At 68.8% G+C, this 24,113-nt stretch carries 18 protein-coding genes; 11 read left to right on the forward strand and 7 right to left on the reverse strand.

All coding sequences use genetic code 11. The features are described from left to right. Positions 1 to 3: 3 nt before the first annotated feature. On the forward strand, positions 4 to 828 hold the full coding sequence (locus ATO4_RS13525; protein WP_083592100.1) for a phosphatidylcholine/phosphatidylserine synthase: 825 nt from the start codon (positions 4 to 6) through the stop codon (positions 826 to 828). 1,035 nt (positions 829 to 1,863) lie between these two features. On the opposite strand, the gene cysG is transcribed toward ATO4_RS13525, so the two are convergent. Beyond that, entirely contained in the window at positions 1,864 to 3,363 is a 1,500-nt protein-coding gene (cysG, locus tag ATO4_RS13530) for a siroheme synthase CysG (RefSeq protein WP_083592055.1), read from the reverse strand. Positions 3,364 to 3,758: 395 nt separating this feature from the next. Between cysG and ATO4_RS13535 the strand changes: the two genes are divergently transcribed. Then, entirely contained in the window at positions 3,759 to 4,271 is a 513-nt protein-coding gene (locus ATO4_RS13535; RefSeq protein ID WP_139802429.1) for an RNA pyrophosphohydrolase, read from the forward strand. Positions 4,272 to 4,326: 55 nt separating this feature from the next. Here ATO4_RS13535 and ATO4_RS13540 read toward each other — a convergent pair whose 3' ends face one another. The 3 genes from ATO4_RS13540 to groES form a co-directional block, all read right to left on the reverse strand. Further along, entirely contained in the window at positions 4,327 to 5,367 is a 1,041-nt protein-coding gene (locus ATO4_RS13540; protein ID WP_083592057.1) for an acyltransferase, read from the reverse strand. A 379-nt stretch (positions 5,368 to 5,746) separates the two neighbouring features. Then, a complete protein-coding gene (gene groL, locus ATO4_RS13545; protein WP_083592058.1) occupies positions 5,747 to 7,399 on the reverse strand; it encodes a chaperonin GroEL in 1,653 nt (550 codons plus the stop codon). A gap of 92 nt (positions 7,400 to 7,491) precedes the next feature. Further along, positions 7,492 to 7,791 (reverse strand): co-chaperone GroES, encoded by a 300-nt coding sequence (gene groES / locus ATO4_RS13550; RefSeq protein WP_083592059.1) that lies wholly within the window; start codon positions 7,789 to 7,791, stop codon positions 7,492 to 7,494. A gap of 369 nt (positions 7,792 to 8,160) precedes the next feature. Between groES and ATO4_RS13555 the strand changes: the two genes are divergently transcribed. Next, entirely contained in the window at positions 8,161 to 9,018 is an 858-nt protein-coding gene (locus ATO4_RS13555; RefSeq protein WP_083592060.1) for a TIGR01459 family HAD-type hydrolase, read from the forward strand. Further along, positions 9,015 to 10,001: a bifunctional riboflavin kinase/FAD synthetase gene (locus ATO4_RS13560; protein ID WP_083592061.1), complete on the forward strand. Its 987-nt coding sequence runs from the start codon at positions 9,015 to 9,017 to the stop codon at positions 9,999 to 10,001. Before ATO4_RS13555 ends, ATO4_RS13560 begins: the two co-directional genes overlap by 4 nt. Here ATO4_RS13560 and ATO4_RS13565 read toward each other — a convergent pair. Then, positions 9,955 to 10,242, reverse strand: a complete 288-nt coding sequence (locus ATO4_RS13565; RefSeq protein WP_083592062.1) for a hypothetical protein — start codon at positions 10,240 to 10,242, stop codon at positions 9,955 to 9,957. The two genes, ATO4_RS13560 and ATO4_RS13565, sit on opposite strands and share 47 nt — an antisense overlap. Before the next feature lie 345 nt (positions 10,243 to 10,587). On the opposite strand from ATO4_RS13565, the gene ileS reads away from it, so the two are divergent. Together ileS and ATO4_RS13575 are read left to right on the forward strand one after the other, a co-directional pair. Then, on the forward strand, positions 10,588 to 13,638 hold the full coding sequence (gene ileS / locus ATO4_RS13570; protein ID WP_083592101.1) for an isoleucine--tRNA ligase: 3,051 nt from the start codon (positions 10,588 to 10,590) through the stop codon (positions 13,636 to 13,638). Between the two features lie 375 nt (positions 13,639 to 14,013). After that, on the forward strand, positions 14,014 to 14,697 hold the full coding sequence (locus tag ATO4_RS13575; protein WP_083592063.1) for a hypothetical protein: 684 nt from the start codon (positions 14,014 to 14,016) through the stop codon (positions 14,695 to 14,697). A gap of 58 nt (positions 14,698 to 14,755) precedes the next feature. Here the strand turns inward: ATO4_RS13575 and ATO4_RS13580 are convergent, their stop codons facing one another. Further along, positions 14,756 to 15,202 carry a nucleoside deaminase gene (locus ATO4_RS13580; RefSeq protein ID WP_245308740.1) on the reverse strand — a complete coding sequence of 149 codons (447 nt, stop codon included), beginning with the start codon at positions 15,200 to 15,202 and terminating at the stop codon, positions 14,756 to 14,758. Between the two features lie 227 nt (positions 15,203 to 15,429). Here ATO4_RS13580 and ATO4_RS13585 point away from each other — a divergent pair, with 227 nt between their 5' ends. From ATO4_RS13585 to ATO4_RS13605, 5 genes are all read left to right on the forward strand, one after another. Beyond that, a complete protein-coding gene (locus ATO4_RS13585; RefSeq protein WP_083592103.1) occupies positions 15,430 to 17,733 on the forward strand; it encodes a pseudouridine synthase in 2,304 nt (767 codons plus the stop codon). Between the two features lie 3 nt (positions 17,734 to 17,736). After that, positions 17,737 to 18,297, forward strand: coding sequence for a 16S rRNA (guanine(966)-N(2))-methyltransferase RsmD (gene rsmD, locus ATO4_RS13590; RefSeq protein WP_083592064.1), 561 nt, complete (start codon positions 17,737 to 17,739; stop codon positions 18,295 to 18,297). Positions 18,298 to 18,444: 147 nt separating this feature from the next. Further along, entirely contained in the window at positions 18,445 to 19,977 is a 1,533-nt protein-coding gene (locus ATO4_RS13595) for a pitrilysin family protein (protein WP_083592065.1), read from the forward strand. Between the two features lie 19 nt (positions 19,978 to 19,996). Further along, on the forward strand, positions 19,997 to 21,328 hold the full coding sequence (locus ATO4_RS13600) for a pitrilysin family protein (RefSeq protein WP_083592104.1): 1,332 nt from the start codon (positions 19,997 to 19,999) through the stop codon (positions 21,326 to 21,328). A 10-nt stretch (positions 21,329 to 21,338) separates the two neighbouring features. Beyond that, a complete protein-coding gene (locus ATO4_RS13605) occupies positions 21,339 to 22,220 on the forward strand; it encodes a patatin-like phospholipase family protein (RefSeq protein ID WP_083592066.1) in 882 nt (293 codons plus the stop codon). Between the two features lie 449 nt (positions 22,221 to 22,669). On the opposite strand, the gene ATO4_RS13610 is transcribed toward ATO4_RS13605, so the two are convergent. Further along, positions 22,670 to 24,097: an MFS transporter gene (locus ATO4_RS13610; RefSeq protein WP_348626466.1), complete on the reverse strand. Its 1,428-nt coding sequence runs from the start codon at positions 24,095 to 24,097 to the stop codon at positions 22,670 to 22,672. Positions 24,098 to 24,113 lie beyond the last annotated feature (16 nt).

Consider the following 24,113-nt stretch of genomic DNA (forward strand, 5'->3'; position numbering starts at 1 on the left):
TCCCTGGACAAGCTCTTCCCGCCCTTCGATCCCGGCCACCCGGACGACGAGGAGCGCCCGCAGCGGCGCATTCCGTTCCGCCGGATCGTGCCGAACCTCATCACCATCCTCGCCATCTGCGCCGGGATGACCGGGGTGCGCCTCGCCTTCGAGGGGCGGTTCGAGCTGGCGGTCCTGATGGTGCTCGGCGCCGCCGTCCTCGACGGCATCGACGGCCGCGTGGCGCGGCTGCTGAAGGGCCAGAGCCGGTTCGGCGCGGAGATGGATTCGCTCGCCGACATCGTGAATTTCGGCCTCGCGCCGGGGCTGCTCCTCTACGCCTTCCTGCTCAACGAGGCCGGCGCCTTCGGCTGGACGGCGGCGCTGCTCTACACCACCGGCTGCGCGCTGCGGCTCGCCCGCTTCAACACCATGCTCGACGATCCGAATCGGCCGAAGTGGCATTCCGCCTTCTTCGTCGGCGTCCCGGCGCCCGCCGGTGCGGCGCTGGCGATGCTGCCGATGTATGTCAGCTTCATCGGCGTCAACGTGAACCTGCCGCAGATCACCGCCGGCTTCGCCTCGATCTATCTCGTCCTCGTCGGCCTCCTGATGGCGAGCCGCATCCCCACCTGGTCCGGCAAGGGCGCCGGCATCCGCGTGCCGCGCAGCACCGCCATTCCGATCATCATGGTGATGGTGCTCTACGTCGCCATGCTGGTCAGCTTCTTCTGGGAGACGCTGACGGTGACGATCCTCGCCTATTACGTCTCGATCCCCTTCTCCTGGCGCGAATTCTCCAAGCGCTCCAACCGCGAGGCGCGGCAATTCGGCCCGCCGCCGGGGTGAGGGGGAGGGGCGGCCTCTTCCGCCCGAAGGAGGGTCCTGGGTCGGAGCGGAAGGCCAGCTCCGCAACCCCTGACTCCGCCCCCTGACAATGCTTTTGTCTCTTTGCATCCCGACCATGAACGCAGCCTTTGGCGTGCGATTGCCGCGTTATGGTCGATTCGCAAATTGACCATAACGGAGATGTCGGCACTGCGAGCTGCAGCCGTTTCGGCCGGTTCAAAGGGGTTGGAGCGGGTACGCCCGGCTCGCTCGCAACCCGCCGGCGCTGCTGGACGTGCAAAGGCCCGCTCTCCTGCCGGAGCGACCGCACTCACACGGCGCAAGAAGTGCTTTGACAAGAGCGGCTCCCAAGGCAATCCGGGAACGATACCGCCCCGGTCTTCGACCGGCGCCAAGGGCTTCCCGATCACGCACCGCGCGCTGAAACGGGGGCGACACCCTAAACGCGTCGTCATTGCTCGGGCCCCGTCCCACTGCTATCCGGCTAAGGTGCTTAAGCCACTGAAATCGTTGCGACTAGCAGTGCCGAGTCGGGTCTGCCAGCTCGGGAGTATTCTGGTAATGAATTCAACGGTTTGAGAGCGCTCAAGTAGTTCCTTAACCGGACAGCAGTGGGCCCCGTCCCGAGAATCCAGGGGCACCCGCCGCAACATCGCCCGCTTCCGCCGTCTGCAGCTGAAGCCTCCTACTGCAGCCGAAGCCAACGGCGCCCGACGATCTCTGGATTCTCGGGACGGGGCTCGAGAATGACGAAGCGTTGGGACTGGCGCCTTCTTTTTCTGCGCCCCGGCATCTTCATTTTCCATCGTAAAACGCTGGCTTGGAATAGCTTTTCGAGATGTTGGAATGCTGTAGGGACGGGGCCCGAGGATAACGATGCGTCGATATTCGTCGCCAACCCGTTAGCGAAAACACCAATGGGGGTCGGCTTCCCGCCGGAGCCCCGCCAGATCTGTGGAGCTCGAAGCGAAGGAGAGCAGCGCCTCGGCTGCGCCGCCGCCTCAGCCTTCCAGCGCCGCCGCCGCCGTCCCCGCCTCAGCCCGCTAAGGCGGCCGCGACGGCCTCTTCGCCGACACCCGCATCGCCGGTCTCGGCCATGCCCGCCGCCTCGCCGAAGACGTCCCCGACGCCGATGAGGATCGGCCGGTCGAGGCCGATCGAAGCGACGATGGCGGCGAGGTCGCACAGCCGGCCGGCGGCCCGCGTCTCGTCCTCGCGCGACAGGTTGGCGGCGACGCCGACCGGGGTCGCCCGCGACAGCCCCTCGTGGATCAGCCGTTCGGCGATGCGTCCGGCCATCCGCCCGCCCATGTAGAAGATCGTCGTCGCGCCGGGCCTTGCCAGCGCCGGCCAGTCGATGTCCTCCGGCAGGCCGCCCTTGCGCGAATGGCCGGTGACGAAGCGCAGTTCCTGGGCGTGGTCGCGGTGGGTGAGCGAGACGTTGAAGGCGGCGGCGAGCGCCGAGGCCGCGGTGATTCCCGGCACGATCGAGACGGGGATGCCCTCGGCCTGCAACTCGCGCAGTTCCTCGCCGGCCCGGCCGAACACCGAGACGTCGCCGGATTTCAGCCGCACCACCGACTTGCCGGCCTTGGCGAACTTGACCATCAGGGCGTTGATGTCCTCCTGGCGGCAGCTCTCGCGGGAGGCGCGCTTGCCGACCAGCATGCGCTTGGCCTCGCGGCGGGCAAGCTCGAGGACGCCGTCGGAGACGAGGTCGTCGAAGAGGATCACGTCCGCCGCCTGCAGCGCGCGAACCGCCTTCAGCGTCAGAAGCTCGGCCTCCCCGGGGCCGGCGCCGACCAGCGTCACCTTGCCGGTCTTCGGGGCCGCGGTCTCGCCGTCCGGCGCCGCCGCGATCGCCTCGATCAGCCGGGCGGCTTCGGTTTCGTCGCCGGCATCGGGCGCCCGGGTGAGAAAGGCCTTGTCGGCGAAGCGCTCCCAGAAGCTGCGGCGCTCCAGCCCCGGCGACAGCTTCTCCATCGTCGCGGCGCGCAGCTTGGTCGCCAGCCCCGCCCAGTCGGACAATGCCGGGGGCAGCAGCGTCTCGATGCGCCGCCGGATCGCCTGGCCGAGGATCGGCGAGGCGCCGAAGGTGGAGATCCCCACCACCACCGGCGAGCGGTTGACGATCGAGCCGAAGGCGAAGTCGCAGAAGGCCGGCTTGTCGACGACGTTCACCGGCACCGAGGCCGCCCGCGCCGCGCAGGCGAAGGCCTGGCCTTCCGCCTCGCTCTCGGTGTCGAGGATGGCGAGGGCGAGCCGCCGCTCGCCGCCGGCCGCGAACAGGTCGAGCGCCCAGGGGCGGTCGTGGTGCCGGATCTGCCCGGCGCTTGGCGCGCCTCTTGTGCCGATCTCGGCGAGCAGCGCCGTCATCTCGGGATCGAGCGCCTCGGCGGGCGCGTAGAGTTCGACGGCCGCGCCGGCCGCCGCCAGCATCTCGGCCTTCCACGCCGCTGCCGCAGACGAACCGGCCATCAGCACCGGCCGCCCCTTCAGCGAAAAGAACACCGGCAGCACGGACAACGCGCCCATTCGCTTCGGGCGCGTCGGCGTCGGGTCCTTCCGCGGCGGGATCGGCGCCAGAGACGTGGGTGTCAGAGACATGGCAGCTTCCATCTTCCTCGGTCACCATCAAGATAAGGCGAGCGCGGCCCTGATGACGAGACCGATTATTTCGCAATTGCGAAGGAGTTGGCAAGTTTTTGCTCATGGCCGATTTCTGCCCTGCCGCAGGCAGGGGATCGCTCACGTCTTGCGCCGGTCGGCGCGCCGGGGCTAGTGCTTCCGCCGGAGCCGCCGCGACAGGCGATCCGCCGTCCGGTCGTGGGGACCGGAGCGCGCAAAAGCCTGCGCGGCGCCTGAACCGGGTTCCCCGACATCCCGAAGGGGGGATTGGACATCCTATGAAACATCGAGGCAAGCACGCCATGGCCGCAACCGACCCCGCAACGCTGCCCTACCGGCCCTGCGTCGGCATCATGGTGATCAATGGCGAGGGCCTCGTCTGGGCCGGTCGCCGCCTCGTCGAGGATGCCGGCGAGATGAGCGGGGCCGAGAAGCTCTGGCAGATGCCCCAGGGCGGCATCGACGAGGGCGAGGACGCCCTCCAGGCGGCGCGGCGCGAGCTCTACGAGGAGACCGGCATGAAGACCGTCTCCTATCTCGCCGAAACCGACGGCTGGATCACCTACGACCTGCCGGCGGATCTCGTCGGCGTCGCCTTCAAGGGGCGCTACCGGGGCCAGAAGCAGCGCTGGTTCGCCTTCCGCTTCGAGGGCGAGGAGAGCGAGATCGCCATCGACCCGCCGCCGGGCGGCCACGCGGCGGAATTCGACCGCTGGGGCTGGAAGACGTTCGACGCGCTGCTCGATGAGATCGTGCCGTTCAAGCGCGGCGTCTACGAGCAGGTCGTCGCCGCCTTCCGGCATCTCGGCCGCTGATCCGGCCGCAGCTCTTCTGAAGGCCGGAACCGGCGAGGCGACGGCGCGGCTGCGTTCAGCCGGCCGTGGCGGCCGGTTTGACCGGCCGGATCAGCCCGGATTTCATCAGCGCCAGCAGCGGCTTCTCGAGGCCGTAATAGGTGATGATGCCGGCAATGGCACAAGCGCTTGTCATGCCCACCACATAGATTGCCACCCAGCCGCCGGTGACCGGCAGCCCGATGATCTTCCACGCGATCTGGCAGATCGGGATGACCAGGATGTGGCTCAGATAGATCGAGTAGGAGGCGTTTCCGAGCAGCAGGAGCGGTTGCGAGCGCAAGAGCGGCGCGCGCTGCTTCTCGGCCATGGCGGCGCCGAACACCACCATGGCGGCCGGAATGCCGGCAAAGAGCAGCGAGTGTTCCCCCTTTCCCAGGAGGAACAGAAACGCCGTGCCGCTGGCGAGGACGGTCAGCGCGATGCCGCGCGAGATCGTCGTCGCGGACAGATAGACCACGCCGGCAACGATGCCGAGCGCGAATTCCAGGATGATCGGCTGCGTGTAGAAACCGGCGACGCCGGTCGCCCCGAAGAGGTATCCGGCGACGACGGCAAGGACCATGGCGCCGATCAGCGCCGGCAGGCGCATGCGCTCCGGCAGGAACAGCGCGAGGGCGAACAGGACATAGAAGCTCATCTCGTAGTTCAGCGTCCAGCCGACGAACAGCACCGGATTGTAGTTGCCGAGGGTCGGATGCATCACCGGGAAGAACAGCATCGAGCCGGCGAAATGGCCGTAGTCGAACTGGGTCGAGCGCAGGATCGACGGCGCCAGGATCGCCGCGGCGGTCAATGCGAGGGTCAGGATCCAGTAGAGCGGCCCGATCCGCTCCAGCCGGTTGAAGAAGAAGTCGGAGGGCGATTGCGGGCGCGTGGCGGTCGTCACCCACATGATGAAGCCGCTGATGACGAAGAAGACGTCGACGCCGGCCTGGCCGATGGCGAAATTCGGCAGGACGAGCGCCTCGCCGAGCCGGCCGGAGGAATCCGTCACGTGGAAGACGACGACCATCATCGCCGCCAGGCCACGCAGATATTGCAGATTCCAGATCATCGCTTCGACCGGTGAAAGTTTTAGTCAAGTATTCCCGGAATTATACATGAGCGGGCAAGGGGTCGCCCGTCCTTTCCGGAAATTTCTGCAAACACCGTTAACATGGCCTTGCGGCGAGCCTTGCGCGGCATCGGCGCGATGCGGGCCGGTCCTTGCCCGGCCGCGGCTGCAAGGGAAGCGGAAGCCGTTGGCGTGCCGGCCGCCGATGCGGCGATGACCGCCGACGCCCGAACAACAAAAAGGGCGGCCCCGAAGGACCGCCCCTGATCGACTGCTTCTTAGACGAGTGCCGCTTGGACTTAGAAGTCCATGCCGCCCTCTGAAACCGGGCTTGCCCGGTTTCAGCATCCTCAAGGGATGGGCGGCTTCGATGGACTTCTTAGAAGTCCATGCCGCCCATGCCGCCCATGCCGCCGCCCATGCCGCCCGGCATGCCGCCGCCGGCCGAGTCCTTCTTTGGCGCTTCCGAGATCATCGCCTCGGTGGTGACGAGGAGACCGGCGACCGAAGCCGCGTCCTGCAGGGCCGAACGAACGACCTTGACCGGATCGACGATGCCCATCTGGATCATGTCGCCATACTCGCCCGTCGCGGCGTTGTAGCCGAACGACAGGGACTCGTTCTCGAGGATCTTGCCGACGATGATCGAGCCCTCGGCACCGGCGTTCTGGACGATCTGACGGATCGGAGCCTGAAGCGCCTTGCGGACGATGGCGATGCCGGCGTCCTGGTCGGAGTTGAGGCCCTTGAGGGTCACCGCGTTGGAAGCGCGCAGGAGAGCGACGCCGCCGCCCGGGACGATGCCTTCTTCGACGGCCGCACGGGTCGCGTTGAGGGCGTCGTCGACGCGGTCCTTCTTTTCCTTCACTTCGACTTCGGTCGCACCGCCGACGCGGATGACCGCGACGCCGCCGGCGAGCTTGGCCAGACGCTCCTGGAGCTTCTCGCGGTCGTAGTCCGAGGTGGTCTCCTCGATCTGCGCCTTGATCTGACCGACGCGGGCCTTGATCTGCTCGGACTCACCGGCGCCATCGACGATGGTGGTGTTTTCCTTGGTGATCGAGACCTTCTTGGAGCGGCCGAGCATGTCGAGGGTGACGTTCTCGAGCTTGATGCCGACGTCCTCGGAGATGACCGTACCACCGGTGAGGATGGCGATGTCCTCGAGCATGGCCTTGCGGCGATCGCCGAAGCCCGGCGCCTTGACGGCAGCGATCTTCAGGCCGCCGCGCAGCTTGTTGACGACGAGCGTGGCGAGAGCCTCGCCCTCGACGTCCTCGGCGATGATGACCAGCGGCTTCGACGACTGGACGACAGCCTCGAGAACCGGCAGCAGCGCCTGGAGGTTGGAGAGCTTCTTCTCGTGCAGGAGGATGTAGCAGTCCTCGAGCTCGGCGACCATCTTCTCGGCGTTGGTCACGAAGTAGGGCGACAGGTAGCCGCGGTCGAACTGCATGCCTTCGACGACTTCGAGCTCGGTCTCGGCGGTCTTGGCTTCCTCGACGGTGATGACACCCTCGTTGCCGACCTTCTGCATGGCGGCGGCGATCATCTCGCCGATTTCCTTCTCGCCATTGGCCGAGATGGTGCCGACCTGGGCGACTTCGTCCGACGTGTCGATCGAGCGGGCGGCCTGGCCGAGCGCCTCGACGACCTTGGCGACGGCGGCGTCGATGCCGCGCTTGACGTCCATCGGGTTCATGCCGGCGGCAACCGCCTTGGCGCCCTCGCGGACGATCGCCTGGGCGAGAACGGTCGCGGTGGTGGTGCCGTCACCGGCCTTGTCGTTGGTCTTCGAGGCCACTTCGCGCACCATCTGGGCGCCCATGTTCTCGAACTTGTCCTCGAGCTCGATTTCCTTGGCGACGGTGACGCCGTCCTTGGTGATGCGCGGGGCGCCGAAGGACTTGTCGATGACGACGTTACGGCCCTTGGGGCCGAGGGTGACCTTCACCGCGTCGGCGAGGATGTCGACGCCGCGCAGCATCCGCTCACGAGCGTCGCGGCCGAATTTTACGTCTTTAGCTGCCATGTTGATTTTCTCCCGGGCGCGCCCTTGAGGGCCGGCGCCGTTTGAAGTTTCATCGTATCGTGGATCGAAGAGACCGAAGGATCGTCTCGCCTTTAGGCGGCGACGACGCCCATGATGTCGGACTCTTTCATGATCAGGAGGTCTTCGCCGTTGAGCTTGACCTCGGTGCCGGACCACTTGCCGAAGAGGACGCGGTCGCCGGCCTTGACGTCGAGCGGAACGACCTTGCCGGACTCGTCACGCGCGCCGGAGCCGACGGCGACGATCTCGCCTTCCTGCGGCTTTTCCTTCGCGGTGTCGGGGATGATGATGCCGCCAGCGGTCTTGGCTTCGGACTCCACCCGGCGAACCACGACGCGGTCGTGCAGGGGACGGAAGTTCACAGCTGCCATGTTCGTTTGAACCCTTCGTTGGACGAAACGCCGGACACCTCCCGGGCACCCGGCTTGAGCAATTCTAGCACTCGCCGATGGAGAGTGCTAACAGTCGTGAGATAGTGATTTCGGGGGAGGCTAGTCAAGAACCGGCGGGTGAAATTTTTCGTCACCCGTCATGGGGGCTGGCCTGGGTGGCTGGCGCGGCCGGCCGCGGTGGCGCCGGCCCGACGCCCGGCCCGGCAGGGCCGGGAGCGCCGCTTGCGGGGCGGAAAAATGCGCCCGGAGCCGCTTGGCGCCTCGAGCAAACTTGACCGCATGCGCCCCCATCTCTATCGCCACGCACAGAGTTTCAAGCCCGAAACGCCAATTCGCCGGGAACAGTTGATGCAGGATCCCTCCGTGACGATGCCGCGCCGGATCGACCGCCTCGCCGAGGTGTCGGATGGCTACGACGCGATCTTCTGCGACATCTGGGGCGTGGTTCACGACGGTCTCGCCAAGCATCCGGCGGCCGAGCAGGCGCTCGCCGCGGCGCGCCGGGCCGGGGCGACGGTGGTCCTCATCACCAACGCCCCGCGCAAGGCGGCCGGCGTCATCGCGATGCTCGACAGCTTCGGCATCGCCCGCGAGGCCTACGACCATGTGGTCACCTCCGGCGACGTCACCCGCGCGCTGATCGCCAGGGCCGAAGGGCCGGTCTTCCACATCGGGCCGGAGCGCGACGTCGATCTCTTCGAGGGGCTGTCGGTCGAACGGACGCAGGATGCGGGAAGCGCCCGCGCCGTCATCGCCACCGGGCTCTTCGACGACGAGACCGAGACGCCGGAAGACTACCGCGACCTCATCGCCGCCTTCCGGCGGAACGACCTGCCGATGATCTGCGCCAATCCCGACATCGTCGTCCATCGCGGCGAGAAGCTGGTCTATTGCGCCGGCGCCGTCGCCAGGGCCTATGAGGAGGCCGGCGGCACGGTCTCGATGGCCGGCAAGCCCTATCCGCCGATCTATGCCGAGGCCCATCGCCTCGCCGGAACCACCGCCGCCTCGCGCATCCTCGGCATCGGCGACGGCCTTGCCACCGACATTCGCGGCGCCAACGACGCCGGCCTCGACGTCCTGCTGATCACCGGCGGCATCCACGGCAAGGATTTCGGCGACCGCCCGGAAGATCCTGCCGCGGTCGGCCGGGTTCTCGCCGAGAAGGGCCTGTCGGCGAACGGCTTCATGGCGGCGCTCGGATGACAGCGCCTGCCGCCATCGCCAGGCTGTCCGGCGGCGAGGCGCCGCCGGAAGCGATCCGCGGCGGTGTCGTCGCGATCGGCAATTTCGACGGCGTCCATCGCGGCCACCAGGCGGTGCTCGGCACCGCCCGCGAGATCGCCCGGGCCGAGGGCCGGCCGCTGATCTGCCTGACCTTCGAGCCGCATCCGCGCACCGTCTTTCATCCCGAACGGCCGGTGCCGCGGCTGACGTCGGCGCCGATCCGCGCGAAGCTGCTCGGCGCCCTCGGCTTCGACGCCGTGGTCGAGCAGGGCTTCGACAAGGACTTCGCCGGGATCGAGCCGGAAGCCTTCGTCAGGACCATTCTCGTCGAGCGGCTGAAGGCGGCCCATGTCGTCGCCGGCTTCGACTTCCACTACGGCGCGCGGCGCGCCGGCACGCCGCAGACCCTGATTGCGGCCGGCGAGCGCCACGGTTTCGGCGCGACCCTCGTGCCGGCGCTGCAGGACGCGGCCGGGGAGACGATCTCCTCGAGCCGCATCCGCGCGCTTCTGGAAGCCGGAAAGGCGGCCCGCGCGGCCGAACTCCTCGGCTATCGCTGGACCATCGGCGGCTCGGTGCAGGAGGGCCAGCGCCTCGGCCGCACGCTCGGCTATCCGACGGCGAACATCCTCCTGATGCCCGAGACGATGCTGAAATTCGGCATCTACGCCGTCCGCCTGCGCCGCGCCGACGGCACGCTGCACGACGGCGTCGCGAGCTTCGGCCGCCGCCCCACCTTCGACAACGGCGCGGCGCTGTTCGAGACCTTCCTCTTCGACTTTTCCGGCGATCTCTATGGCGAGACGATCGCCATCTCGATCTTCGGCTTCCTGCGCGGCGAGGAAAAGTTCGACGGCGCCGAGGCGCTGATCGCCCAGATGGACCGGGATTCGGACGACGCCCGGGCGATGCTGGCTACCGCCACCAGCCTCGGCGATCTCGACCGGGCGATCGCGTTCTGAACGGTCTGTCGTCGTCGGGGGTCGCCTGGCCCGTCATCAGCGCGATGCCGATCTGGACGCTGGCAAAGGTCAGGCCAAGGAAATAGACGACGAGGCAGGCGGCGAGAAGTCCGCTGTCGGACTGCCTGATCACCCGGCCGAAACCGGCCGTATCCGTCGCGATCAGCGCGGCGACGAGAAAGGCAGCCCCCGAAAAGCCGATGATGGCGTGACGAACGAGAAATCGAAACAGGGCCGGCATGGTCTTCCGCCTCCGGCAGGCGGCGCAGGAAGATGGTGGTTTTCCCATTCTCCAGGCGCCGAACAAGGGTTGCTGATCAAGCTAGGGGAAGGATCGTCCCCTCCGAGGGCCAGGATCGGCAGATTCGTTTGGCCCGACCCTATTCTTTTCATCGCCGCCCGAAGTTGCTAAAGCCGGCCACATGTTTGCACGGCGCGCATTCCCGATCGGCTCTCGAATTAGCCGCCCGGCCTTCCGGCCAGCCTGACCGGCTCGCGGAGGGACCGGGAAGCGTCGCTTGTCACCGCCGAATTTCCTCCCGCCGCCGCTCGATCCTTCGCGGCCGCCCAAGGGTTGACCCACATCATGACCGACGAGACGAAGACGACCGAGGCTCCTGCGACCGGTGAGGGCACCGACTACGCCAGGACGCTGTTCCTGCCGCAGACCGAGTTCCCGATGCGCGCCGGCCTGCCCAAGGCCGAGCCGGAATGGCTGGCGAAGTGGGACCGGATGGATCTCTACGGCAAGCTGCGCCAGGCGTCGCAAGGCCGGCCGAAATACGTCCTCCACGACGGCCCGCCTTATGCCAACGGCAATCTCCACATCGGCCATGCGCTGAACAAGATCCTCAAGGACGTCATCAACCGCTCCTTCCAGATGCGCGGCTACGACGCCAACTACGTGCCCGGCTGGGACTGCCACGGCCTGCCGATCGAATGGAAGATCGAGGAGGCCTACCGCGCCAAGGGCAAGAACAAGGACGAGATCGAGGTCAACGAGTTCCGCCAGGAATGCCGCGAGTTCGCCGCTCACTGGGTGGGCGTCCAGACCGAGGAGTTCCGCCGCCTCGGCGTCGAGGGCGATTTCAGGAACCCCTATCTGACGATGGATTTTGCCGCCGAGTCGGTGATCGCCGGCGAACTCCTGAAGTTCGCCATGTCCGGCCAGCTCTATCGCGGCTCCAAGCCGATCATGTGGTCGGTGGTCGAGAAGACGGCGCTGGCGGAGGCGGAGGTCGAATATCACGACTACGAGTCGGATACGGTCTGGGTGAAGTTTCCGGTTCAGACGGCGTCGTCGCTGACATCAAGCGGTCCGAATGGCGGTCCGACGAGGGGGCGCAGCGAAGCCCAAGCCAAACTCAGCAACGCTTCCATCGTCATCTGGACGACCACCCCCTGGACGATGCCGGGCAACCGGGCCGTGGCGTTTTCCGACCGCATCGCCTACGGCCTTTATGAAGTGACGGCGCCGGAAGACGCCGAAAACCCCCGCTGGGCCAAGCCGGGCGACAAGCTCGTTCTTGCCGATGCCCTGGCGGCGGACGTCTTCGCCAAGGCGCGCGTGCCGGAAGGCGGATGGCGCAAGGTTGCCGACGTCTCGGCTGCCGATCTCCACGGACTCCTCGCCGACCACCCGCTCAAACATCTCGGCTACACCTTCCCCGTCCCCCTCATCGCCGGCGACCACGTCACCGACGATGCCGGCACCGGCTTCGTCCACACCGCCCCCGGCCACGGCCGCGAGGATTTCGATGCCTGGATGGAGATGCGCCGCGATCTCGAAGCGCGCCGCATCGATACCGCCATCCCCTTCACCGTCGACGACGACGGCTTCTATACGAAGGACGCGCCGGGCTTCGGGCCTGATGCGCCCGAGGGGCCGGCCCGGGTCATCGACGACAAGGGCAAGAAGGGCGACGCCAACGCCCGTGTCATCGCCGCGCTCATCGCCGCCGGGAACCTGCTGGCCCGCGGCCGGCTGAAGCACTCCTATCCCCACTCCTGGCGCTCCAAGAAGCCGGTGATCTTCCGCAACACGCCCCAGTGGTTCGTCCATATGGACCGGGATCTGGGCGGGTATGGGCTGGAGGGCGGCTCGCAGCCGCCGGCCGAAGACACCCTCCGCTCCCGCGCCCTCCAGGCGATCGACGACACCCGCTTCGTTCCCGCCTCCGGCCAGAACCGGCTGCGCGGCATGATCGCCGATCGCCCCGACTGGGTCTTGTCCCGCCAGCGCGCCTGGGGCGTGCCGATCTGCGTCTTCGTCGACGAAGACGGCAACGTCCTCAAGGACGAGGCGGTCAACGAGCGCATCCTTGGAGCTTTCCGCGAGGAGGGCGCCGACGCCTGGTTCGCGGCCGGCGCCAGGGAGCGCTTCCTCGGCAACGAGCACGACGGGGAAAAGTGGACCATGGTCCGCGACATTCTCGACGTCTGGTTCGATTCCGGCTCGACCCACGCCTTCTGCCTGGAGAAGCGCCCGGACCTGAAATGGCCGGCGGATCTCTATCTCGAGGGCTCCGACCAGCATCGCGGCTGGTTCCATTCCTCGCTTCTGGAAAGCTGCGGCACGCGCGGCCGGGCGCCCTACGACGCCGTCCTCACCCATGGCTTCGTCATGGACGAGGAGGGGCGCAAGATGTCGAAGTCGCTCGGCAACGTCGTCACCCCCCAGGAGGTGATCAAGCAGTCCGGCGCCGACATTCTCCGCCTCTGGGTGGTCAGTTCCGACTATTCGGAGGATCTGCGCCTCGGCAAGACGATCCTGCAGACCAATGTCGACTCGTATCGCAAGCTGCGCAACACCATCCGCTGGATGCTCGGCACCCTCGCCCATGACGAGGGCGAAACGGTGCCTTACGCCGAGATGCCCGAGCTCGAACGGCTGATGCTGCACCGGATCGCCGAGTTGGACGACGTCGTGCGCAAGGGCTACGACGCCTTCGACTTCAAGCGCATCGCCCGCGCGCTCACCGACTTCGTCGTCGTCGAGCTCTCCGCCTTCTATTTCGACGTGCGCAAGGACGCGCTCTATTGCGATCCGCTCTCGTCGGTGAAGCGCAAGGCGTCGCTGCAGGTGGTCCGGACTCTCTTCGACCACCTCGTCACATGGCTCGCGCCGATGCTGCCCTTCACCATGGAGGAGGCGTGGCTGCAGCGTCATCCGGAGGCCGTGTCGGTGCATCTCGAACAGTTCCGCATTGTCGACCCGGTGTGGCGCGACGAGGCGCTGGCGGCCCGCTGGCAGGCGATCCGCCGGGTCCGCCGCGTCGTCATGGGGGCGCTCGAGGAGAAGCGCCGCGACAAGGTGATCGGCTCGTCGCTGGAAGCCTGGCCGACGGTGCACGTCGCCGATGAAGCGACGCGGACGCTGGTCGCCGGCTCCGACTTCGCCGAGATCTGCATCACCTCCGGCATCGAGATCTCCGGCGATGCGGCGCCGGACGGCGCCTTCGCTCTGTCCGACACGCCGGGCGTCGCCGTCGTCTTCGCCAGGGCGGAGGGGCTGAAATGCGCCCGCTCCTGGAAGATCACCGGGGATGTCGGCTCCGATCCGGACTATCCCGACGTCTCGGCGCGCGATGCCGCGGCGCTCAGGGAGCTGAAGGCTGCGGGCCGTCTTCCGGCCTGAGCCGGCGCCGGGCTCCGCCCGGTGCGCGCCTGCCCGCAATGCGCCGGGCCGGCGCTTAGAGCGATGTTTCGGCGAAATTCGTTCCGTTCCGCTACGGTACGCCCGGAATTCGCCGGATTCCCGTGCCAGTCAGGTCGATGTTGCAGAAACGGACTTGGCCTTTGGCCGCGTTCCGCCTATGCGACATGGGGCCGGTCCGTTCTGAGGGGAGCGATCCGGCCGCCCGGCCGAGGCGACGAATGATCGTCGCCGCGCCGGACCCGCGCGGAGACGATCGGTTGGCAAGCCGGGGCGATCTCCGCCTGTTATCTCGAGGGGCTCGGGGCGGCACGGTCGGTTTCGGCCCCGCTGCCCGCATGAGGGGGACGTATCGCCATGATGCCGAACACCGCCCGCAAGGTGGTCATCGCCGCCGTACTGGTCATGGGATGTCTGTCGCTCGGCGGCTGCCTCGGCCCGACCTACGGAACCGGCAAGTCGCAGGGCGAGACGCTCTTCGACGACATGAACAACTTCGTCTCGCTCGGCGATAGCGAGGAGAAGAAGGGCATCGCCTACACGCCGCGCCAGGAACTGGTGAAGCCGGAGAACACCTCGGTGCTGCCGGCGCCCCAGGTCGCCCGCAACACGACGGGCGATCCCAACTGGCCGGAATCGCCCGAGGAGCGCTCCAAGCGCATCCAGGCTGCCGCCTATCAGGGCGACGGACCGCTGCCGGCGGAGTTCGCCACCAGTAGCAAGGAAGGCGTCACGCAGGGCTATCTCGATCGCACCAGCGGCAGCGGCTATGCGTTCAACAAGAATTCCGACGAAGCCGGCGTCCTCTCGCCCGCCGAGCTGAAGAGCCGCTCGGAACTGCTCCAGGCACGGCTGAAGGAGCGCAACCAGGGCAGCCCGACCCAGCGCCGCTACCTCTCCGAACCGCCGCTGACCTATCGCGAGCCGGCCGCCAGCGCGCCGGTCGGCGATCCCGGCGAGGACGAGGAGACCAAGGCGCGGCGCCTGCGCGGCAACGGCCCCGGCGTCCTCGACAAGATCGGCGAACTGCTGCCGTTCTGACCGCGTCTCCGGCCGGCCCGGGCCTGGCCTGACGCCGAACGCCGCTTCGGTGGGGCGGTCAGCGCCGCTCGCCGAAGAAGCGCCTGAGCAGCGCCGCGCTCGCCGTCTCGGCGATGCCGGAATAGACCTCCGGCGCGTGATGGCAGATCGCCTGCGAATAAAAGCGCGGCCCGTGTTCGACGGCGCCGCCTTTTTCGTCTCCGGCGCCGAAATACAGCCGGCGGATGCGGGCGAAGGAGATCGCCGCCGCGCACATGGCGCAGGGCTCCAGGGTCACATGCAGGTCGCAGCCGGTCAGGCGCTGCGATCCCAGCGCCGCGCAGGCGAGGCGGATCGCCACGATCTCGGCATGGGCGGTCGGATCGGAGCGCAGCAGCGTCTCGTTGCCCGCCGCGGCGATCACCCGGTCCTCCATCGTGATCACCGCACCGACCGGAACCTCGCCGCGGTCCGCCGCGCGTTCGGCCTGTTTCAGGGCGAGATCCATGAAATTGCGGCGGTTCATCGGCAGATCGGTCTCGCTCGCGCGTCAAAGCCTTGCTATAGCACTCGCAAACGATGACGGAAGCCGCAAGGGCGGCTTGGCCGTTCGCGGCAAGGGCCGATCGCTTCCGTTCCCCGGTCGCGCGGCACCCGGTCGCGCGGCGATGGTCGCCGAAGAATTCGGATCAGGAATTGCGCGAACCTCCGGGCCACGGCCCGTCGACGGCGCGAGACATTGAAAGCATGGCGATGAGCGACGACGACAGGACAGGCGGCGGCACGGGCGGCCCGGGCAAGGGTGGCGGCCGCACCGGCGGCAAGGGCCGCGGCCCGTCGACCGGCGGTGGTGCGAAGACCGGCGCGAAGGCTGGTGCGCGGGGCGGGCCGAGAGGTGACGGTCCGAGAGGCGACAAGCCGCGCCAGGGCGCCCGGCCGGCCGCCGCGGGCGAGGGGGCCAAGCGCTCCTTCGCCGACAAGCCGCGCAAGCCCTTCGCCGGCAAGCCTTCCGGCGGCAAGTCCTATGCCGGCAAGCGCGACGATGCCGGTGGCGACGCGGCCAGGGGCGGCGAGGGCCGGCCGTTCCGCGCGCCGCGGGGCGAGGGGGCCAAGCCCTTCACCCCGAAGAGCCGCGGCATGTTCTCCCATGGCGGGGCGAAGGCCGAGGATGGCCGCCCGGCCAAGCCGCGGAGCTACGGCAGCCGCAGCCATGACGCAGCCTCCGGCGGCGAGGCGCCGGGCGGTGAAGCAAGGGGCGGCGAGCGCAAGCCCCGCCCGATGACCGGCGAGCGCCGCGATGCGGCGGACCGACGCGGCGGCGATGGCGCGAAGGGCGGCTTCCGCAAGGAGCGGCCGGCCCGCGGCGACAAGCCCTCCGGCGCCGCGCGGGCCGAGCGCGTCGACAGGCGGCCGCGCGAGGGCGGCGACGCCCCGGCTTCCGCGGGCGATGTGTCCAACGAGGCGGCGCTCACCATGCGCATCGCCCGCCGGCTCGCCCGGGCCGGTGTCGCCTCGCGCCGGGACGCCGAGGCGATGATCGCCGAAGGCCGCGTGTCGGTGAACGGCAAGGTGCTGGAAACGCCGGCCCTCGACGTCGGCCCGAAGGATCGCATCACCATCGACGGCGACGCGCTTCCGGCGATCGAGCGGACCCGGCTGTGGCTGTTCCACAAGCCCTCCGGCCTCGTCACCACCAACAAGGACCCGGAAGGCCGGCCGACCGTCTTCGAGAAGCTGCCGGCGGAGATGCCGCGCGTCCTCACCATCGGGCGGCTCGACATCACCACCGAGGGCCTGCTGCTCCTGACCAATGACGGCGGCCTCGCCCGGGTGCTGGAGCTTCCCGCGACCGGCTGGCTGCGTCGCTACCGGGTGCGCGCCCACGGCTCGATCAATCAGGCCAAGCTCGACGAACTGCGCGAGGGAATCGCCATCGACGGCGTCTTCTACGGCGCCATCGAGGCGACCCTCGACCGCGAGCAGGGTTCGAACGTCTGGCTGACCCTCGGCCTGCGCGAGGGCAAGAACCGCGAGGTCAAGCGCGTGCTCGGCCATCTCGGCCTCGACGTCAACCGGCTGATCCGCCTGTCCTACGGGCCGTTCCAGCTGGCCGATCTCAAGGAAGGCGCGGTGCGCGAGATCCACGGCAAGACGCTGCGCGACCAGCTCGGCCCCCGGCTGATCGAGGAGGCCGGTGCCGATTTCGACGCGCCGATCATCAACGAATTCTCCAACAAGCCGGTCGCGCCCGAGCGGGCGCCCCGCGCCAAGGATGGCGAAGCGAGGAAGAGCCGCGCCGAGACCGCGCCGAACCGCAAGCGCCAGCGCGAGGACGACCGCGAGGACGCCCTCGGCCGTCTCGATACCCGCTCCGACCGCCCGGCTCGCGGCAAGCCTGCCGAGCGCCCCGCCCGTGCTGCCGGGGCAGGGCGTCCCGACCGCGCGGATGGCGGCGGTCGTCCGGCGCGTCCGGCCCGGTCCGAGGGTCCCGGGGGCACCGGCCGTCCGCCGCGCGCCGATCACGCCGGCAGGTCCTTCGACGACAAGCCGCAGCGCGCCCGTAGCAGTGCCCGTGACGGCGAGCAGCGCTTCGGATCCGGTGACCGCGACGAGGGCCGCGGCCCCAAGCGCTTCTCCGCCGACCGCCCGGCCCGCGGCGGCTTCGGCGACAGGAAGTTCGGCGAGGGCAAGCCCGGCGATCGAAAATCCGGCGACAAGAAGTTCGGCGACAAGAGCTTCGGTGACGGCAAGCGCGGCGACGCGCCGGCCGATCGCCCGGTGCGTCCGCCGCTCGGCACCCGCCGCCTGACCAATGTCTGGATCGCCCCCGGCGGCCGGCCGATGGGCCCGAAGAAGGCCGCCAGTCAGGAAGCCATGGCCGAGCGCGTCGACAAGCCCCGCGCCGTCGATCCGACCCAGCGCATGGGCAAGAAGCGGGCGGGCGCAAAGCCGGCCGGCGGTGCCTCGGGTCCGCGGCCGACCAGAGGCGCCGGCGGCCCCCGGCCGAGCAGCGGTGCCGGCGGCGCCGGCGGCCCGCGCCGGCCGAAGAAGGGCTAGGCGATGCGCATCGTCGCCGGCGAGTTTCGCGGCCGCAGGCTCGCCGAGCCGAAGAGCGACCGCATCCGCCCGACCACCGACCGCAACCGCGAGACGCTGTTCAACATCCTCGCCCATGGCGCGGCGGCGGATCTCGTCGGCGCCCGCATCCTCGACCTGTTCTCCGGCACCGGGGCGCTCGGCTTCGAGGCCCTGTCGCGGGGCGCGAAGTTCTGCCTCTTCGTCGAGGAGGACGTCGAGGCCCGCGGCATCATCCGCTCCAACATGGAAGCCTTCGGGCTGAACGGCCGGGCGAAGATCTTCCGCCGCGACGCGGTCAAGCTCGGCGTGCCCGGCACGATGGAGCCCTTCGACATGGTCTTCGCCGATCCGCCCTACGGCAAGGGGCTCGGCGAGCGGGCGCTCGCCTCTGCCCGCGAGGGCGGCTGGCTGAAGCCGGGGGCGCTGGCGGTGCTGGAGGAGGCCGAGACCGCGCGCTTCGAGCTGCCGGACGGCTTCGAGCTCACCGAGGAACGCCCCATGGGTGCGACGATCCTGCGCTTCCTGCGGCTGGCGCGCCCATGAACTCGCCATGCTCCTGCGTTATGTCTGCGGCGAGAGCACCGGTGATCCGGGCGCGCCGCGACCTAACGAAAGCTTAAGTGGCCGGAGCGGCCGCCTTGCTCCATAGTCGCCGGTAACTTGCCACGATAACGAGGAAATCTGACCGACATGATGCAGGTGATGCGGGCCGTTTCGGCCACAGCCCTCGCGGGCGCTCTCGCCTTCGGCCCGGTCTGGACCGCGGCCGCCGAGACGACCACCCAACCCGAGGCGAAGACGGCCGCCGAAGCCGCGTCGCAGTCCGACGCCGTCGCCGGCACGCCCGCCGACGACAAGCCGGTCGAGGAGCGTATCACCGAGTTCACCCTCGACAATGGCCTGCAGGTCGTCGTGCTGCCGGATCACCGGGCCCCGGTGGTCACCCAGATGGTCTACTACCATGTCGGCGCGGCGGACGAGGCGCCGGGCGAGAGCGGCATCGCCCACTTCCTCGAACACCTGATGTTCAAGGGCACCAAGGCCAATCCCGAGGGCGCCTTCTCCAAGGCCGTCGCCGACATCGGCGGCCAGGAGAACGCCTTCACCACCGACGACTACACCGGCTACTACCAGCAGGTTCCGGCGTCGGAGCTGGAGATGGTGATGAGCTTCGAGGCCGACCGGATGGCCAATCTCGTCCTGACCGACGAGGTCGTGGCGCCCGAGCGCGACGTCATCCTCGAGGAGCGACGCATGCGCGTCGACAACGATCCCGGCGCGCAGCTGCAGGAGGCGGTCGGCGCCGCCCTGTTCCAGAACAGCCCCTACGGCATCCCCGTCATCGGCTGGCGCGGCGAGATGGAGCAGCTGTCGCGCGACGACGCCATCGCCTTCTATGACAAGTATTACACGCCCAACAATGCGACGCTGCTGGTCGCCGGCGACGTGACGGTCGACGAGGTGCGCAGGCTCGCCGAGGAGACCTACGGCAAGGTCGAGCGCCGGGCCGATCCCGGCGACCGGGAGCGGGCCCTAGAGCCCGAGCCGCTGGCCGCCCGCACGGTGACGCTCAGCGACCCCAAGGTGACCCAGCCCTCCATGCAGCGGGTCTATCTGGTTCCCTCCGAGACCACCGCCGAGCCCGGCGAGGCCGAGGCGCTCGACGTCCTCTCCGACATTCTCGGCGGCGGCACGACGAGCCGGCTCTATCGCTCCCTCGTCGTCGACAAGGCGATCGCCGCCGGCACCGGCGCCTATTACGGCGGCACCGCGCTGAAGGAGGGGCAGTTCGGCGTCTACGGCATGCCGCGCGGCGATGCGACGCTCGCCGACATCGAGGCCGCCATCGACGCCGAGATCGCGAAGATCCGCGAGACCGGCGTCACCGAGGCCGAGCTCGAGCGCGCCAAGAACCGGGTGCGCAAGAACATGATCTATCTGCGCGACAGCCAGACCGCGATGGCAAGGCGCGTCGGCGCGGCGCTGTCCACCGGCCGCACGCTCAAGGACGTCGAGACCTGGCCGGACCGGATCGAGGCGGTCACCGTCGAGGCGGTCAACGCCGCGGCGCGCAAGTATCTCGAGCCGCAGCGCTCGGTCACCGGCTATCTGACGCCGAAGGCGCCGGCCGCCGCGTCGGCCGCGCCGGATGCCGCCGGCGACGCTGCCGAGGATGGCGGCGCGGATGCCGCAACGCCTGCCGCCGCCCCTTCGCGCTCCTGATTCTTTCCGAAAGACAGCCATGACCACGAACGCCACGACCCGCGGCCTCAAGGGCCTCCTGTCCATCGCGACCTTCGGCTTCCTCGCCTTCACCGCCGCGCCGGCCCTCGCCGTCGACATCCAGGAAGTGACGAGCCCCGGCGGCATCAAGGCCTATCTCGTCGAGGACCACTCCAACCCGCTGATCGCCGTCAACTTCGCCTTCGAGGGCGGCGGCTCGACCCAGGATCCGGACGGCAAGGAGGGCCTTGCCAACCTCCTCACCGGCCTTCTCGACGAGGGCGCCGGCGACATCGAGAGCGCCGACTTCCAGTCGAAGCTCGACGAACTCGGCGTGTCGATGAGCTTCGAGGCGAGCCTCGACAACTTCACCGGCTCGTTCCGCACCATCACCGACTTCGAGGACGACGCCTTCGACCTCCTCCACCTCGCCTTGAGCGAGCCGCGCTTCGACGCCGAGCCGGTGAACCGCATCCGCGGCCAGATCGTCACCGGCATCCTCGCCGGTCGCAACGATCCCGAGGAAGTCACCTCCAAGGCGTTCCGCGAGACGGTGTTCGCCGGCCACCCCTATTCCCGCCCGACGGAGGGAACGCCGGAGGCGCTGGCCTCGGTCACCGCCGAGGATCTCAAGGCCTTCCGCTCGAAGGTCTTCGCCAGGGACAACCTCGTCGTCGGCGTCGTCGGCGACATCACCCCCGAGGCTCTCGGCAAGCGCCTCGACCAGGTCTTCGGCGGCCTGTCGGAAAAGGCCGAGCTGAAGACCATCCCGATGGCCGAGCCTGTCATGGGCAAGGACGTCCATGTCGACCTCGCCGTGCCGCAGACCAGCATCCGCGCCGCCATGCCGGGCATCATGCGCGACGACGACCAGTTCTTCGCCGCCTATCTGATGAACCACATCCTCGGCGGCGGCTCCTTCACCTCCTGGCTCTACGAGGAGATCCGCGAGAAGCGGGGCCTTGCCTATGGCGCCTATTCCTACCTCGCCAGCTACGATCACGGCGCGGTTCTCGGCATCGGCACGGCGACGAGGGCCGACGCCGCCCCGCAGACCGTCGACATCATCCGCAAGGAGATCGAGCGCATGGCGACCGCCGGGCCGACCCAGGAGGAACTCGACAAGGCCAAGGCCTATGTGAAGGGCTCCTACGCGGTGCGCAATCTCGACTCCTCCCTCGCCGTCGCCCAGACCCTCGTCGGCATCCAGCTCGACGACCTCGGCATCGGCTATATCGACGAGCGCCAGGCGCTGATCGACGCGGTGAGCCTCGACGACGTCAAGGCCGCCGCGAAGCGGCTGCTCGACACCGCGCCGACCGTGGTGACGGTCGGCCCCGCCGGCGCCTGAGGCCGGCGGCATGCGTCTCGGTCTGGCCCTCGGGGGCGGCGGCGCCCGCGGGCTCGCGCACATCCACGTCCTCGAGGCGCTCGACGACCTCGGCCTGAAGCCGGTGCGCATCACCGGCTCGTCGATCGGCGCCGTCATCGGCGCCGGCTACGCGGCCGGCATGCCGGCGCGCGACATCCGCGCCTATCTCCTCGACTGCTTCGTCTCCCCGCGCATCGTCATCGGCCGGCTCTGGCAGACCCGGCCGGTGTCGCTGCAGGAGTTCCTCAGCGACGGCGGCTTCCGCATCGGCCAGCTCAACGCCCGCCGGGTGATCATGGCCTTCATGCCGCCGGACGTGCCGATCACCTTCGAGGAGCTGCACATCCCCCTCGGCGTCATGGCGACGGACTATTTCGCCCGCGCCGAATGCGAGCTCGACACCGGCGACCTGCGCAGCGCCATCGCCGCCTCCGCCGCGATCCCCGCGGTGTTCCGCCCGGTGCGCCGCGACGGCCGGGTGCTGGTCGACGGCGGCATCTACAACCCGCTCCCCTTCGACCGCCTGAAGGGCATCGCCGACGTCATCGTCGCCGTCGACGTCAATGGCGGCCCCGATGGCGACGGCAGCCGCATGCCGACCCCGATCCAGGCGATGATCGGCGCCTCCCAGCTGACCATGCAGTCGATCATCGACACCAAGCTGATGATCTCGCCGCCCGATCTCCTCTTCCGCCCGGCGGTCTCGCCCTACGGCGTCCTCGACTTCATGCGCTCCCGCGAGATCCTGACCGCGACCGAGTCGATCCGCGACGAGGCCAAGCGGGCGATCGAGCACCACCTGGAGGGCCGGCTGAAGGGGCGGGGACATCCCGAATGGCGGACCGAGGGGGTCGAGGCGGCGCTCGGGTGACCGGTCCGGCAGCGACGCCCGCCGCCGAGGGGAGCATCCTCCGGCACACCATCGTCCAGGCCACCACCGTCCAGGACATGACCACCATCACGTCCGCCTCGTCATCCCGGGCTTGACCCGGGACCCATTCCAAACCGCCGAAGACTGTCCTCCCCGCCAGGCGGGCACCATCATCGCGGCTTCGTCATCCCGGCCCCCGAGCCGGGATCCATTCCAAATCGTCGATGATTCCCGCGCGAGTTTCTGCCAATCCTAACATCTTCGCCGATTTGGAATGGATCCCGGGCTTGACCCGGGATGACGACGCGTCGGCCGAGCGTCAGTGATTGTCGTCGTATCGAGCCCTCGCGGCGCTTGAACGGTAGGCCCTTGGCGCCGAACGAGACCGGGGCCGACGGTATCAGACCGAGATCCGCCCCCTGGAGAGCCGAGCCCGCGCCTCACCCCGCTCACCCGGCCCGTGCCACGCTCGTCTCCGGCGGCCCCTGCGTCCGCAGGACCAGCACCAGCCCCACCGCGAAGAACGCGATCAGGCTCGCCATGCCGATCCGCGAGGCGGTGATCGGGTCGAACGCGCTTGCAGCTGCCAATCCAGTGGTCAGGGCCACCGCAGCCGGGGCGAGGAAGGACGTCGCCCGGCCGATGAAGGCGTAGAAGCCGAAATAGCGGCCGGCCTCCTCAGGGCTGACCGATTTCGCCATCCAGGAGCGCGACGAGGCCTGGATCGGCCCGAAGGCGAGGCCGATGAGCAGGCCGAAGACGATGTAGCTCTTCTCCGCGCCGCTGGCGAAGACGCCGCCGCCGGGCGCGGTGGGCGCAAAGCTCAGGAGGCCGAACAGCGTCGCCTCCGGGCTCGTCGAGATGATGCCGAGGGTCGCCAGCGTCAGGCAGAGGATCGCGATCACCACCACCGCCTTCGATCCGAAGCGCTGGTCGATCAGCCCGGCGGCAAAGCAGCTGGGGATGGCGACGACGTTGAGGATGATGCCGAAGAGGCCGCTCTCGGTCAGCGTCCAGCCAAACATGCCGGCCGCAAACGCGCCGCCGAGAACGATCAGCGCATTGACCCCGTCCTGATAGATCATCCGGGCGATCAAGAACTGGAACAGCGGCTTCCGGTCGCGGATCTCCCGGAAGGTGTCGAGGAGATCGCCGAGCCCCTGTCGCACCGCCGCCGAGACCTTTTCGCCCCGAGGCCGGTCCGGCGTCAGGACAAACATCGGCAGGATGAAGACCAGATACCACAGCGCCGCCAGCGGCGCCGTCGCCCGCGCCCCTTCCCCCGCCGCCGGATCGAGCCCGAAGGCCGGCGCAAGGCCGAGCAGCGTCAGCCCGGTCTCCTTCGAGCCGGCGAGGAAGGCCAGCGCGACGATGAGGAAGACGATGCCTCCGGCATAGCCGAGCCCCCAGGCGACGTTGGACACCCGCCCGATCTCCTCGTTCCTCAACAGCCGCGGGATCATCGCATCATTGAAGACGATCGAGAATTCCGCCCCGATCGAGGCGAGGACGACGAGCAGCGAGGCGACGAACAGCGACGAGCCCGGGCTCGCGAACCACAACAGGCAGAGCGCCGATATCTTCAGGACGGCGAACACCCCGATCCACGGCTTGCGCGGCCCCGCCCGGTCGGCGACGGAGCCGAGAAACGGCGAGCCGAGGGCGACGAGGAAGCCGGCGATCGCCGCCGACCAGGCCCACCATTCCTGCCCCGTCGCCGGATCGCTCGCCAGCTGCGAGACGAAATACGGCCCGAAGACGAAGGTGATGACGACGGTGAAGAACGGCTGGGCGGCAAAGTCGAAGGCCATCCAGCCCCAGACGCCCGGCCGCCTGAGGGCAGGGCGCGGGTCGCGCGTCAGATCATCCGATGTCACCTGGAGAGCCCCCGTC

The sequence above is a fragment of the Aurantimonas sp. 22II-16-19i genome, assembly GCF_002088275.1.
Lineage (GTDB): Bacteria > Pseudomonadota > Alphaproteobacteria > Rhizobiales > Rhizobiaceae > Jiella.

Bases quoted from the DNA above. Each gene is read 5' to 3' on its own strand.
- cysG (WP_083592055.1), bottom strand. From the start codon at position 3,363: ATGGGCGCGTTGTCCGTGCTGCCGGTGTTCTTTTCGCTGAAGGGGCGG.
- ATO4_RS13535 (WP_139802429.1), top strand. From the start codon at position 3,759: ATGGCCGCAACCGACCCCGCAACGCTGCCCTACCGGCCCTGCGTCGGC.
- ATO4_RS13540 (WP_083592057.1), bottom strand. From the start codon at position 5,367: ATGATCTGGAATCTGCAATATCTGCGTGGCCTGGCGGCGATGATGGTC.
- groL (WP_083592058.1), bottom strand. From the start codon at position 7,399: ATGGCAGCTAAAGACGTAAAATTCGGCCGCGACGCTCGTGAGCGGATG.
- groES (WP_083592059.1), bottom strand. From the start codon at position 7,791: ATGGCAGCTGTGAACTTCCGTCCCCTGCACGACCGCGTCGTGGTTCGC.
- ATO4_RS13555 (WP_083592060.1), top strand. From the start codon at position 8,161: ATGCAGGATCCCTCCGTGACGATGCCGCGCCGGATCGACCGCCTCGCC.
- ATO4_RS13560 (WP_083592061.1), top strand. From the start codon at position 9,015: ATGACAGCGCCTGCCGCCATCGCCAGGCTGTCCGGCGGCGAGGCGCCG.
- ATO4_RS13565 (WP_083592062.1), bottom strand. From the start codon at position 10,242: ATGCCGGCCCTGTTTCGATTTCTCGTTCGTCACGCCATCATCGGCTTT.
- ileS (WP_083592101.1), top strand. From the start codon at position 10,588: ATGACCGACGAGACGAAGACGACCGAGGCTCCTGCGACCGGTGAGGGC.
- ATO4_RS13575 (WP_083592063.1), top strand. From the start codon at position 14,014: ATGATGCCGAACACCGCCCGCAAGGTGGTCATCGCCGCCGTACTGGTC.
- ATO4_RS13580 (WP_245308740.1), bottom strand. From the start codon at position 15,202: ATGAACCGCCGCAATTTCATGGATCTCGCCCTGAAACAGGCCGAACGC.
- ATO4_RS13585 (WP_083592103.1), top strand. From the start codon at position 15,430: ATGAGCGACGACGACAGGACAGGCGGCGGCACGGGCGGCCCGGGCAAG.
- rsmD (WP_083592064.1), top strand. From the start codon at position 17,737: ATGCGCATCGTCGCCGGCGAGTTTCGCGGCCGCAGGCTCGCCGAGCCG.
- ATO4_RS13595 (WP_083592065.1), top strand. From the start codon at position 18,445: ATGATGCAGGTGATGCGGGCCGTTTCGGCCACAGCCCTCGCGGGCGCT.
- ATO4_RS13600 (WP_083592104.1), top strand. From the start codon at position 19,997: ATGACCACGAACGCCACGACCCGCGGCCTCAAGGGCCTCCTGTCCATC.
- ATO4_RS13605 (WP_083592066.1), top strand. From the start codon at position 21,339: ATGCGTCTCGGTCTGGCCCTCGGGGGCGGCGGCGCCCGCGGGCTCGCG.